Here is a 14,612-nt window from a genome sequence, read left to right as displayed (position 1 = left end):
TTTTGAAAATTGATGATCGGCCGCCCTTTGGGCATCCGAAGGTTCATGTTGCCCGGGAAAAGGATTGGATACAATTGTGTCTGGGTCCGATTCAGCGCCACGGAAAGCCCAACTCGACAAAGCGGAACGTGAGCATCTGGAAGATGTGGTTACTGATATTCGAGAGCTCGTCGAGCGAGAAATCGAGTATGAGCTCGAACATCAGTACGAGTTAACGTCGCGAGAGGGCGGTGGGGGACTTTCCGATGAGGAACAGGCTGTGCGGGAAGAGTTGGTGGCGGCAATCGAACACGAGGATCCGGGCGAGAAATCATGGCAGTGGTGCTACGAACAGTACGTGAACGGAGTGGGGTATACGTTCATCAATCGGCTCGCGGCGTTGCGCTGTATGGAAGTTCGCGGGTTCATACAACAGCCCGTCACCCAGATTGGGGAGTCAGGACTGACACCGGCTGCTGAACAGGTGCTCGGCGAACGCTTCGACGTTGGACCGGATGAGGCACTCATCGCCGCATTCGAGGATGCTTGTGAGCGGTTTGACGACGAAATCGAGCTCCTCTTCGACACGAACTCTCCGTATACTGTGTTCGATATCAACCCGGACTTGTTCGAGGAAGCAACTGAGAAGCTGGATGAGGTTCCGGAGGCCGTCTGGCGCGCCGATGATGTGCTCGGGTGGGTGTATGAGTACTACAACCTCAATCTGCTCGATGATCTACGACGCAAAGGCGATCGAGAAGGGCTTGAACCCGAAGACGTGCCACCGGCGAACCAGTTCTACACCCCTCACTGGGTCGTCCGGATGCTCACAGACAACTCCCTCGGCAAGCTCTATCTCGAACACACGGGCGAACTACAGGATGTCGTCGACGACCAGGAGTCGTTCGCCCCCGAGGAGCGCAAGAACCGCCCACTATCGCCTGACGAGTCGCCCGACATCGCCGACTTCTGTACCTACCTCGTTCCGAGTGAGGAGGCGGGCGAGCCGACCGATTTCGACCACCCCCGGGAACTGCAAGTCATCGACCCGGCATGTGGCAGCGGCCACTTCCTCCTCTACGCCTTCGACGTACTCGAACGCATCTGGCGCGCCGAAACGGACCTCCCCACCGAGCAGATCCCCAGAAAGATTCTGCAGCACAACCTCTACGGCGTCGACCTGGACATGCGGGCCTGCCAGCTCGCGGCGTTCAATCTCTACCTCAAGGGTCGCACCCGGGCCGAAGCCGAGGGCGCCGATGGCTTCGACATGCCGGAGGTGGGAATCGTCTGTGCTGACGCATCGATCGCGGAGATCGACGGCGTCGAGGCGGTGTTCGACGAGGTCGCCGGCGACGATCCCGAGGTCCAGCAAGCGCTTGAACGCATCCTCGACGCCTTCGAGGAGGTTCACGGTCTCGGTAGCTTGCTCGACGTGCGCGGCACCCTCGGCGACCTGTTCGAGGACGACGCCGACATCGGCGGCACACAGCTGACCCTCGGCGACGACCCTCGCGAGAGCCATACGCTCTCCCAAGTGCTTCACAGTCTCCGTGAGGCAGTGGAGGAGCACCGCGAGTCGGACTCGTTTTTGGCTCAAGACCTGCGGAGCTTCGTGCGGCTGCTGGACATCCTGGCCCAAGATTACGACGTGGCCCTGATGAATCCGCCGTATGGATCGCGGGGACGGATGCCGAGTAGAGTTCAGGAATATGTCGAAGATCACTACCGTTATACTGCAGAATTTTATATCAATTTCTTCGAGGTCTGTGACCGTCTTTCAAAGCGAAGGGGTCGGATCGGTATGCTGGTTCCGAGGACATTCATGTTTAAAGGTAGATTCACCGACTTCCGGACTGATTTCATAGGTGACGCCGGTAGCTTCGACTTCCTCTCTGAATTCGGGATCGGAATTTTGGACAATGCTACAGTCCGTACTGTTGGTACGGTAGTCCGGTCAAATGTGGATCAGAAGCCCAAAGGTACATTCCTACGACTACACGATGTTGAAGCTGGTCAGAAAGAGCCAGTTTTTGGCGAAATCCTCTCGGGAAGCACGGACGATGTGACTCGGTTATTTCAGATTGGCATGGATGAATTTCAGCAGATACCGAGACATCCGATCTGTTATTCCATACCAAAGGAAGTCCGCGATCTCAACGATACCGAACTCAAACTGGACGCAAAACAGGCAGGGGTTGAGGGTATGTCGGCTAGCAAAGCAGTCCCTGGTCTGCTGACCGCAAATGACGAACGGTTTGCGAGATTTTACTGGGAAGTGAGTGGAGACGACCTATTTGAGCCTCTCTCAAAGGGTGGCGAGAGTGCTTGGGTAATGCCCCAAATAAAGGAGACTGTGGAGTGGGGAGAGGATGGTACAGTTATGAAACGCTCCAGTCCTGCAGTTAGAACTCCAAACGAGGAACTCTACGGAGAGGAAGGGCTCACGTGGACTTACATAAAAGAGACTGGGAGAAGGTTCGGCTACTACGCAGGTGGATTGTTCAATAATGCTGGGTTTATGATGTTCCCGAAGGGGGAGCGATCTCCGTGGAACATGATGGCTGTTCTGAATTCGGATCTATACCATAATCTGTTCCTTTCCCAAACGCCAGACAGACATTGGAACGCTGGTGAATTGGGCGCTGTTCCCTGGCTTTCGGAATTAGATGATGTGGAACAGCTGAATGAACTGGCGAAGGATCAATATCAGCTAGTAGTGCAAGAGCGATTCCATGATCCAGTTAGCCCCTATTATATTGGTTCAGAGATTCTACCCTCTGATATAGAGTTCTTTTATGACCACCCTCATACAGAATATGCAAAAGATGAGTTCAATCTAACTGACTATGAGTCGATAGACCAAGAAACAGCGATTCCTGAAGCGGCGCGAACTCAAGAGGTTCGGCGTCTCAACCATCAAAGACAACTTGAAGAGCTATCTGACGGAATAAATGATCTGATTTACTCAGAACTCGGGATATCAGAGGGAGCGCAGGAAGATGTCTTAAAAGAGGTTTTCCTTCGAACCTCTGAATCCCCCGAGGATCGCAAAATTCCGGACCCCGAATCCGTCCCTGAGATACCTGAGAATATCGACAAGCAGGTCAAAGACCTTGTCCACCACTTTGCGATGGAGGCCGTCCGGGAGGAAGACGACGGCATAATCCCTCTCCACGGCGTCGACGACCAGCCGAATATGCTGGACCGCATCGTCGAGCGCTTCGAGGATGCCTACGGTGAGCACGCCGAGGATCGACTGGTCGAGGTTGACGAAATTCTCGGGGCCGAGTCCGCCGCCGAGGAAGCCTACCCCAACCTCCGCCGGTGGATTGCTGAGGACCTGTTCGAATACCACGTAAGCCGGATGGAGAACACGCCTATCGTCTGGAAGCTCACGACCGACCGCCTCGTCGCCGACGTGGCTGAGACCGGCTTCGCGTGTTTCGTCGATTACCACCAACTCGACTCTGACCTGTTCGACCGCCTGACCACACAGTATCTCGACCCGCGGAAAGTCGAGCTCCGAAACCGGCAGTCGACAGCGAATCAACGTCGCAACAACGAGGCCCTATCCCCCACTGAACATTCGGAAGCTGCAGAGACGTTCGAGCAGATGACGAACATGCTCGACCAGATCGCCGAGCTCGAGAGCGTGCTGCAGGACCTGGGCAGCGTCACCGAACGCGAGTTCAGCCAGGAGCGACGCGAGCAAGTCGAAGCACTCGCGCCGAAGGTGGCGGCGTTCAGAATGGAGACGAAGAAACGTTTGGACGCCCTCACTGAGCTCCGAGAGGAGAAGGGACAGAATTGGTTCCAGGATACGTTCTCGGATGGGTTCTGGGAGAAGGTCCAAGAGTGGGACGATGAGTGGCTCGATGCCTTAGACGAGCTCGAACATGCGTGTGAGGCCTACGCTAAGCCTAACGATGAGCCGGTGGAGGCCCATCTCGCGGATCTGTTCGACTACTTCAACTGGCGTCTCAAGGGCTCCGACCACTACTCCAGTTCGGGAATCCTGTTCATGACCTACTACTTCGAGCGTGAAGGGAGTGAGCTGCTCGACGAGAATGGTGATCCGTATGAGCACCTGTCTGATGACGAGAAACTGCTCGCCGAGCTCGCAACGGGACTCAACGATACGTCGGTGCTGGATGAGGAATACATCGCGGAGGTGTGGGACGGCGAGGAGGAGCCACCTGCACTGGCGGAGTACAAAACGTTGGCCGACGAAATCGACGACCGCTGTCAAGCTGTGAATCGGGAAATCCCCTCCGATTGGGCCGACCGAGCACTGTCGGAGATCACGACTGCGGGGTACCAGCCAAACCCCAAACACGGCGTGGCGATAAACATCACGCCGCTCGCTGAACAGAACATCGTCCCGAAGACCGTCGACGACGATGTCCTCTAAACGATGTACGAGCCAGGAGACCGCGTCCAGATAAACGACCAACCGGCGGAGGTGATCCGCACCGACAGCGTTGGCGATATCGACTATCTCCGCGCCTACATTGAGGGTGTCGGACCGAAGACGGTCTCCATCGCCGACGTCGACATCACGCCGATTGACAGCCAGCTGGATGGCCTCCCACAGGATGTCGAGCAGTTCCATGCGAGCCACGAGGCCGTTGACGCCGATCGCTTTGACCTCCGGATGGAGGCGCTGAACCTGACTATCGCACACGAACAGGGCCAACTGCTCTCGATTTCGAATTCGCTGGTCCGGCTGGAACCGTACCAGCTTGCCTGTGTGAATCAGGTGATGGAGTCACTCCGACAGCGGGCCCTCATCGCCGACGACGTCGGGCTCGGCAAGACCATCGAGGCGGGGCTCATCCTCAAGGAGCTCCAAGCGCGGAACCGCGCCGAGTGCGTGCTGTTCGTCGTGCCTGCCCACCTGCAGAAGAAGTGGGTCCGTGATATGGACCGCTTTTTCGGCATCGACCTGACCGTTGCCGACCGAGCCTGGGTCGAGGGTGAGCGACGCCGGCTGGGCGACGCCGCCAACATCTGGGACCAAGACGACATCCAGCTCATCACGAGCATGGCGTTCCTCCGGCAGGACGAGTTCCAGCCCGCTCTAGAGGAGGCGTTCTGGGACGTCGTCATCATCGACGAGGCACACAAAGCCGCCAAGCGTGGCGACAGTCCATCGGTGACCTCCCAGATGGCCGAACGAGTGGCACACAACTCCGAGTCGGCCCTCCTGCTGAGTGCGACGCCACATGACGGCAAGGGTGAGGGCTTTCGCTCACTCATCAGCTTTCTCGACCCGCTACTCGTCGCCGAGGATCAAGAACTGAGTCGAGAGACCGTCGAGCAGGTGATGATCCGCCGCGGGAAACAGACCATCTACGACGACAACGGCGAGCGGATCTTTCCCAACCGGGAGGTGAAAACGATGCAGGTGTCAATGACGCCCGCCGAGGAGCAGCTCTACGACGGTGTGACCGAGTACGTCCAGGAGGTGTACAACCGCTCGGAGCAGCTCAACGAACCCGCTGTGGGGTTCGCGATGGCACTGATGCAGAAGCGGCTGGTCTCTAGCGTGGGGGCGATTCGGGAGACGCTGCGGCGACGCCTCCAAGGATTGTTGGAGGAAGGCGGTGCCGACAGAGACCTCTCGGAGGAGGCAGAGGCCTATCTCGACGGACAGGACTTAGAGGAGGCCGACCAGCAGGCTGCCGAGCAGGAGCTGGAGACACTGACCGTCGTCAGAGGCGACGACGCACTCCGGACGGAGATCGAGATGCTGCAGGACCTGGTGAGTCAGGCTGAATCCATCCCCGTCGACACGAAGGCCCAGCAGGTCAAGCGCTACATCCGGCAACTGCTCGAGGAGAACCCCAACGAGAAGCTGCTGCTCTTTACAGAGTACCGAGATACCCTTGATTACCTCCTGGACGAGGTGTCCGACCAACCCTGGGCCGACGAAATCCTCGTCATCCACGGTGACGTGGACAAGGACGATCGACAACAGATCGAGGACCAGTTCAACCATGGGGAACCCCGGTTGCTGTTTGCGACTGATGCAGCCAGCGAGGGAATCGACCTCCAGCACAGTTGCCACATCATGGTGAATTACGAGCTTCCCTGGAACCCCAACCGGTTGGAACAGCGGATCGGCCGGATTCACCGCTATGGTCAGGACAAAGAGGTGAAAGTTTGGAACTTCCAGTTCGAGGGGACGCGGGAGGGCGAGATTTTCGAGCTCCTACAGGAGAAAGTCGAGAATATCCGCTCACAGGTCGGGTCGACCGCCGACGTGCTGGGAATGCTCGACGACATCAACATTGATGACCTGATCATGCGCTCGGTGCAGAACGAGGAGCCGCCCGGAGCGACGGCTGCGGAGTTGGAGGAACTCATGGAGGAGCGTGAGCAGACGCTGCTTGAGTGGTACGATCGCAGCCTCATCGATCCAAGCACGTTCGACGCTGAGAGCCGACAGCGGATTCAGAACGTCATCGATGAGTCGGCGGATGTCTTCGGAACGGAGGCCGATATTCGGGCGTTCGTCGACCGTGGACTGGAAACGTTCGGCGGACGCCTCGACAAGCGCGGGAGTCAGCTGTACGACGTGCATGTGCCGGCGTTGGTCTCAGAGACCGGTTCCGAGACGCAGCGTGGGCCGATCACCTTCTCTCGTGAATATGCGATGGACCACGAGGGCATCGAGTATATCTCGCCCGATGATTCACTCGTAACACGGTTGCGTGAGCAGTTGTTGGCTAGCGAGGATGGATTAGTCGGGCTGAAGCTACTGCCGTTCGTTGAGAGTGCAGGGATAACGTTCGTCTTCAGGGTCGGATTCGAGGACGGGACGGGTGAGACGATTCAGGAAGAGCTCGTTCCGGTGTTTGTCGATCTCGGTAGTCAGAGCCCACGCCGACCTCTCGGTGAGCGGGTGCTTGAGGCCGATACAATCACGGCAAACCCCGATACTGGGACGGTTCGGGCGCTGTTAGAGAGCCGGGGCGAACTCGAGTCGGCTGCTGAGCGGTATGTGGCTAACGTATTGACGACAGTCAAATCCGAGATTAAGACCGATCGTGAAGCCGAGGTCGCACAGGAACGGGAGAACTTGGATGCTTATGCTCAGGCGGAGCGCGAGCGTATCGAGGCGTTCATTCAGGAGTACCAGCAGCAAGCTGCCGCGGGGCAAGACATGGAGATCTCGATTCGCGGACAGCGCCGCCGCTTAGAGCAGTTGGACGAACGCATCGAAGACCGGAAAGCCGAGCTCGAGCGGCGCCGACAGGTCATCTCACTTGCACCTGAAGTCGAGGGCTATTGTTTGACGCTGCCGATAGAGTGAGGTTGCTCTCCTGGTCCAATTCCGACTGGGGCACACTACTCAGGATGGGTTCAACGAACGGGAACGCTTACTGGTTGGGCCGAGCTCCGTCCTGTTATTGTGGCGTCGTTTCGTGAGGCGCTTGCCAAGCAGCGACTTTAGTACTGGCTGGAGGAGTAGAAGGGGTTCACAGTCGATGGGGAGGTCACTATCGGCACAGGAGAGAAAGCTGGTGTGACGGTACAGTTCATGGAGCCCAAATGTTAGGAGTTGGTGGTAACACTCCATCACCTACTGACGGGTGGTTCGTATCGTGAGCTCCCAGGGGGAGTTGTTCCCGACACAGGATAATGAAAACCCTGTTGAGGGAGTGGATTTGAGTATTGAGAACTGAAAAATTGTTCCGCCTTTCTCTTCATTCTTATCTGCCCACCGCTCTCCCTGCCAAATGATTTATACGCAACTGAGGCCTCCTGCTAGGTAATGCCGTCAGTCGATTTACCATTGATGACTAAAGTGTTTGCTGAGCGATACTCCTCTTCTCTTGCTTCATTTGAGGAACGACCACAGACAGTTGACGTACTTGCGGAGACTGGACAAGACGTCGATATCGAAGCACTCGCTGAGCAGTTCAAGCAGTTCGATGCATTACGGACGAGCAATGGGGTTCGGCTTCCACTACACAAACCGGATTCAGCTGAGCTCACAGGAGAGTTCGTCCGGTATACAGAAGAACGTCGTCGAACAATAGTTGAGTACTACTGGTCCACCGTTGAACGAGAGAATTTCCAATCAGTTCGACAAGCAGGTAAGAGTACGATCGGTTGGCGATTGCGCTACTGGACAGACGCTTATGATGTACCAACTGCGCCGAGTTACATGCCGAACGGAGGTAAACAAGACAGCCAGTCAGTACTCGAACTCGTCCCTGAGCACCTGACTGCAAACCATTGGGGCGATTCGACGCGGGAAAAGTTCTTCACACATCTCTCTGAGTTTGTGAAATCCGAGAAGCAGCGTGATCGAAGCGAGAGTATCGAAAAGTACCATTCGTTCGACCAGAACGCATACCAAGTCAGAGAAGGCGGAGTGCATGATGCTGTCCCAGTGTATGAGGACAACGGGTCGGACCCGACACGGTGGCACGTTACCGTTCCTACTGAGGACGAAGACGATACTGAGTTGGCGTACATTTGCGCTGAAACGAATTTGTGGGAGGGCACGGATATTATGATTGACACACCACCATGGGCTCACTCACCAGCTGGCCTGCCTGCCCCGGGGGAGATTGTTGATTCCGATACGCGTGACCTCACCTTTACCATCTCCAAGCAAACCGAAGACTCAATCGCCGCGAGAGATTCTCTGAGGAATATTTTCAATCACGACGAATTCGTCATCGGTCTATACCCGATCTTCAATGCGGTTCCGTACGATCGAGAGCTTGACTGTATAGAGCGTGTCCAGCAAAAATCCGCAAAATCCGGGCCGATAGCAGGAAATAGTGGCGTGTCATTCTCCCCGGCACGTGGTCTTGGTGCCGTGTTTCCAGATCTGAACGATTCACAACGCTACGCCGCCTATCACGGACTTTGCGCGGATGACATCACGCTGATTCACGGGCCACCGGGCACCGGCAAAACCCGAACGTTAGTCACACTAATCAGAGAGCTCGTCGACCGAGGGAACCGCATCCTCGCCTGTGCCCACTCCAATCAAGCCACGGATAACCTCCTCGTGGGTACTAGCTCAACAAATGAACCCGAGGACGGTTCACTCCACGAAGCTGCTCTCGAAGATGAGCTAACGATTGCCCGAGCAGGTACGGGTAGTGGAAACCGTGTCGTGCAGCAAAACTACGTATCACGATATCCAGAGCAAGCCGATGTCGTCGGCGCGACGATGTCCGGTGCAGCCGAATTCGACACGAACGAGTTTGACGTCGCTGTCGTTGATGAAGCCTCGCAGGCCTCAGTTCCTGCGACGTTCGCACCGTGGCTCGCCGCGGAACGTATGGTGCTTGCTGGTGATCACAAGCAATTACCCCCGTATGCAAGCGACGAAATGCGGGACCGGGATTTAGAGGTCAGTCTGTACGAACATCTTGTGAATCGGTACGGGCAAGACGCTACGCAGTTACTCGACACGCAGTACCGAATGCACGAAGATATCGCTGAATTTCCAAGCGCCGCGTTCTATGAGGGACAGGTTAAGACCGTCGAGCGGCCGGATGATCCGTACACTCTGTGGGAACTCCCACCCATCACCGCACACCATGTCTCCGGTGATGAAATACAACGATACGGCACTTCCTACGCAAACGATGCAGAAGCAGACATTATCGCCCAACATGTTCGCGATCTTCGTGAGCGCGGAACCCCCAGTAAACACATCGGGATTATTACGGGCTATACGGGACAAATACAAACTATTCGTAACAAACTCAATGAACTCCCCGTCACCACCGACAAAATCGAGGTTGATACTGTCGATTCCTTCCAGGGCGGCGAACGGACCGTCATTCTCATGTCCTTCGTCAGATCAAACGGCTATGGGAACTCGGGATTCCTCTCCCTGCCAGACGTTGGTCCCCGCCGCCTCAACGTCGCACTTACTCGCGCTAAAAAACGTCTTGTTCTCGTTGGGAATTGGGACACACTCATCTCACCTGAATCAAACCGCGACGATTGCAGCGACGTGTACGTTGACCTCCGGAGCTGGCTTGTCGAGAACGACTGCTTCGAGAACACCGATGAGCTCAGTGATTGACTGCTCCGAAACACGAAACCGCTAAGCATTCAGAGATCACGGTGTTGAGTCTGGATTTATTAGTCAACAACAAGAGGACCGTGTTTAGACGGTCGAAATAAAACGATAGACGGGCTCTATCCGAATTCGGGATGATCGATACGCCGTATAACTATTTCGAGGATGACCTGAGAGGCCCGGTTTGAAGAAACCTCCGTCTATTCGCCGGTGACCTGGAGTCCATTCGGGCGGTCAAGCATTCGATTCGAATCGCCTCAAACACAGTAGAAGGCGTGAAGTCCTCGAATTTTGGCGTCTAAACAAGGCCCATCAAGAGCTAATCACAGACTGAATTTCCCCGCCGATTTCGGTGACGAAGACCCTGCCGTCATTATGCCTCTACTCGGTCGCCTTGTGCAATAACACGACTGGCTTACCACTTCCCCGACGGGGCCAATGGGAGAATTAGTTGATTCCTATAAATAGGAAATGGGTGACGAGAGGGACGGCCAGACAGAACCACGGCCCTGCTCAGCCGATTGCGCGCCAGAATTCGCGTCCGTGGTTAGTCGATGGACTTGGCCAGAGACTACTCGGTCACTTCGAAGGGTCGCTCAGGTTGCTTCTGACAGAGGGTTTCGAGCAGGTTGAGTTCCTGCTGGAGCGTGCTATCGTCGAGGGCATCCATCTCCTCGTGGAGATAGTCACGCAGTGAACTGAACCGCTCCGCATACGCAGCCGGAACGACCAGCGGAATCGACTCACGCTCGTGCTTGCTTCGCTGGTCCGGTAGCAACCAGTCGTCGACCCCCGAGGACCCGTTCGCACGCTCGTGGACATCCCCGGTCCAGTCGCGCAGTTCTCCAGCGTACCGAGCCAGCGCGATCGCCTTTCTGATCCCAGTGTGGTCGTACTCACCGGGCTCTGTTGGAAGTTCGACCGTGACGGTTTCATCGTGTTCCGAGCCGTCGCGTTCGGTCCAGGAAGCGACGAGCTCCATCTCTGGTTCGGCTCCGACCTGTTCGACCTCGACCAGAACGACACCGCCGCGGGCCTCACCATCCTCCTTTGCGGAGGGGAATAGCGTTTCCACCTGCATGAGCTGCCCCGACGATTTGTCTGCAGACGGTGACCCGTGGACAGCCGCTATCTCGTGGCCCTCCCCCACGAGTTCCAGTTCGAGGTCGTAGACGAGTGGCGTCACCATGTAACCGAACTCGTCGCCGAGACGCTGCTCGAACTCTTCCCCAGACTGGACGAAGTAGTGATTGGCCCCCCTGATGCCGGACAGCGTGTCAGCGAACTCCGCGTTCGCGCCGATCCCCATCCCGACGAACGTCGTGTGTATCCCGGTGGTTGTAGCGTCCTCGAAGAGTTGAGTCAGTGAAGACTCGTCGGTGGTGCCGGTGTTCGGCATCATGTCGGTCATGAAGACGACACGTCGCTCGACATCCTCCTCGTACCCCGGTTCTCCGGTCTCTGCGTCCTCGACGAGCATGTCGACGGCTGCTTCGAATCCATCCGCGAGATTCGTACTTCCCCCGGCCGCGATGTCGCGGATGTGTCCTCGGATTGCGTCCATGTCTGTCGAGCCGACGTCGCGGAGTGGTTTCGCGACGTGCGCTCGATGGTTGTACAGCACGACACCGAGTCGGTCGTCGTCCCGAAGTCGTTCCGTCAGCGCACACAACGCCTCCGTTGCCGCTTCGAGTTTGGTCTCGGAGCCACTCTCTGTTTCGCGCTCCCGACCGTGTTCATCGTAGTAGTACGAGTCGAACTGGCTGTTCATCGACCCCGAGACGTCGAGCACCGTGACGATGTCGAGCTGCGGTCGCTGGAAGTCCTCGAGTGCGAGCGTCGAATCCAGACCCACGGAGAGGAACTGGTCGGTCTCTCCCGTGAGTGGATTCTCTCTCGCCGCTGCAGCGTATCGCGGCGCGAAGAGCGCGTCCGATTCGGTCCGTTCCCCCGTTTCGAAGTAGTAGTCGTAGAACAGCCCCTCGGTGCTGATTGACTCCGGCTGTGGCGTGTAGCCGTTCGCGATGTTCTCGCGAAAGTTCTCCACGTCCTTCGCTCCCCCTGTTGCCAGACCGACGGTCTCAGGTGCGGCTCGGCTCGGTGCCGCTGCCGGGCTTTCGTTGGCCACCGAGTCGACTATCTCTCCCTGGTTCTCGTGTAGCTCTCGCGAGTCGAGCGTTCGGCCGCAGTCCGAACACACGTAGTCGGGTGCGGTGACGGCCGACTCGCTCTTCCCACCGACGTTCATCGGCTGCCAGTCGTCCACGACATCCGTTCGTCGTTCCGCACGCGACACGGTGGTCTGTTCGTCGATGATGGCGAAGAGCTGCTCCACCCCCAGTGGCGAGACAGCGTCGGTAATCGCGGTGTCGACCGCGTCAGCGACAACCCCTCGCCGCAGTGGCCCCCCACACGCCGGACAGTCGGGCGTTCCTCTGCTCACCGGTCCGCTCGGAGCGCTTCCGAGGAGGCCGGTGAAGGTGTACTTCCCCCCCGTTCGAAGTCCCCCGAGGAAGCCCTTGTCGGGCGTGACGAAGATCGCGAATCGGCTGCCGGTGTCGTCTTCGACGAGCAGCCGGCAGACACGATTTCCCCCGCTGTCGAGTACTCGTCGTGAGACGAACTCGACAGTGATGTCGATGCGTTCCTCTTCGTTTAGATCTGAGTATGTCGCGTTCATCGGTTCTGGTGCGCTGTCTTCCCCGTACAGCCAGCGGGTGACCGGATTCGACCGTGGAAACCCATCGCGATGATTACCGACATCGCAGTGTTCCTTTCCCGGCCACCACAAGCAACTATGTGTTCCAAGATGTATTAAAAACATCGGTAAGAATCATATCCTAGTCTATTATATCGATGAAAGCGACCTCCTGAAGGTGAATACCCCTGCCGATACGAACTGAGAACCCGCGGTAGCCAGTACTATAGAAGTCAAATAATCTCTCCACCGGTTCAAATACTCCCGAAAAACCCATTGTGGTGGGCTCTGATACTCAGACAACGATGTCAGTTGACGCGCGAAATTCCCTGGTTCAATCCCTCCACGATCACAACCCGTGGTGGGAACAGGGTACTGCCGCATTCACACTCCCTGCGCGGCAGAAGAGTGACTTCTATCATCTCGCCCGTCCGGACCGTTCCGGGAGCCAGTTTGAAGACCAGCCCCTCCTTGGTTTGGTCGGGCGACGCGGGGCAGGGAAGACGACGCTCTGCAAACAGTTCATCCATCACCGAATCGAAGCCGGTGCCGAGCCAGAACGGTTTCTCTATCTCCCATTTGACGCGGACCCGCTGTATCAACTCCAGTCCGACGAACAACTCCGACGTGCAGTCCGGTATTACGAGAGCCGCATCCTGGGGCGACTCGATTCACCCGAGCCACATTTCATCTTCCTTGACGATGTCCACCAGATCGAACACCCGGGGAAACCGACGATCGACGGCTGGGGAGCCCCAGTCGTCGATATCCTCGACGATGCAGCAGACCGGTACGTTATCGTCACAGCGAGTGCCGAGGTCCAAGTCGAACGTGAACTCGAGAGTGCCGGCTTCCCGGAGAACCAGTACGACACGCAGCCCATCCTCCCTGAGAAATTCCGTGACTACCTTTTCACCCTCTATTCCGACCTCGAGGAGTCTGAACGCCGTGTAAGTCCGACTTCGATACGCTCCGGAGAAAAGAGCCTCCCAGCAGCCCTCGAGAGTGGCGAGACAGGACCGCTTCTCGGTGAACTTCGAGGGAAGTACGAGAAGATCGAGGATGTCGAACCCCGTATCCAGTCGAAGGTTGTGGATTACCTCGCGATGGGTGGCACGATCAGCTACGAGTACGACGGAGTCATCGATTCTGCGTCCAACCTCACGACGACTGATTACACACGCCTACGTGAGGAAGTGCGCGATGCGCTCTACCAGGAAGTCCCTGGGTTCGAATCCATCAAGACGATCGCCGACCTCGAACGTCTCTGCGCACTTGCCGCCCACAATCGTGGCTCGGATCCAATCCGGTATCAGGAGCTCGTCGAGCTATTCGATGTCGACCGGCGAACCATCGCCGACAGTTATCTTCCCGCGCTCGCAGACCTGTATCTCTTGACTGGTGTCACTGAGTACGACAACGCCCGCCCGCGGTCAGTCCGGTTGTACCTTCGAGATACTGGCCTCGTGACTGCACTCGCCGATGGGAACGCCGATCGCGTGCTGAGTGATTTCGACCGGGAAGCTGACCTGGCCCGTGTCGCCGGTTTCGACCACAGTATGCGGTTCGCCTATGGCGTCAATGCCGCACAGGAATCCGAGCGCGACCCATCCGTCCAGTTCTGGCGTGGGAGACAGGGTGAGGTCGATTTCGTCCTCGATATCGATGACACACCAGTGCCTGTTGTCCTCGCGTATCGACCGCCTATCGACGACTCCCTCGACGTGATTACCGAGTTCCTCGACGAATACGATGTTCCGGTGGGATTCCTCTTGACGGGCGATACCGTCTCGACTGAGGAGCCGATCACGCTTCGCGAGAATCGCGTGATCCAGCTCCCCTACTGGTTCTATCTGCTGCTCTGTTGAA

Annotated in this window: 5 protein-coding genes; 4 read left to right on the top strand and 1 reads right to left on the bottom strand. The window is 57.1% G+C overall.

The window, feature by feature from the left end; translation table 11 throughout:
• Window positions 1–76 precede the first annotated feature (76 nt).
• From pglX to NO978_RS18555, 3 genes are all read left to right on the top strand, one after another.
• Window positions 77–4,393 carry a BREX-5 system adenine-specific DNA-methyltransferase PglX gene (gene pglX, locus NO978_RS18565; RefSeq protein ID WP_257301026.1) on the top strand — a complete coding sequence of 1,439 codons (4,317 nt, stop codon included), beginning with the start codon at window positions 77–79 and terminating at the stop codon, window positions 4,391–4,393.
• A 3-nt stretch (window positions 4,394–4,396) separates the two neighbouring features.
• Entirely contained in the window at window positions 4,397–7,300 is a 2,904-nt protein-coding gene (locus NO978_RS18560) for a DEAD/DEAH box helicase (RefSeq protein ID WP_257301025.1), read from the top strand.
• A 462-nt stretch (window positions 7,301–7,762) separates the two neighbouring features.
• Window positions 7,763–10,048 (top strand): ATP-binding protein, encoded by a 2,286-nt coding sequence (locus NO978_RS18555; protein ID WP_257301024.1) that lies wholly within the window; start codon window positions 7,763–7,765, stop codon window positions 10,046–10,048.
• Window positions 10,049–10,616: 568 nt separating this feature from the next.
• Here the strand turns inward: NO978_RS18555 and NO978_RS18550 are convergent.
• Window positions 10,617–12,725 carry a VWA domain-containing protein gene (locus NO978_RS18550; protein WP_257301023.1) on the bottom strand — a complete coding sequence of 703 codons (2,109 nt, stop codon included), beginning with the start codon at window positions 12,723–12,725 and terminating at the stop codon, window positions 10,617–10,619.
• A 323-nt stretch (window positions 12,726–13,048) separates the two neighbouring features.
• Here NO978_RS18550 and NO978_RS18545 point away from each other — a divergent pair, with 323 nt between their 5' ends.
• On the top strand, window positions 13,049–14,611 hold the full coding sequence (locus NO978_RS18545) for an ATP-binding protein (RefSeq protein ID WP_257301022.1): 1,563 nt from the start codon (window positions 13,049–13,051) through the stop codon (window positions 14,609–14,611).
• Window position 14,612: the final 1 nt, after the last annotated feature.

This window comes from Haloarchaeobius sp. FL176 (genome assembly GCF_024609245.1).
Taxonomy (GTDB): domain Archaea; phylum Halobacteriota; class Halobacteria; order Halobacteriales; family Natrialbaceae; genus Haloarchaeobius.
This window is presented reverse-complemented; position numbering and strand designations above follow the sequence as displayed.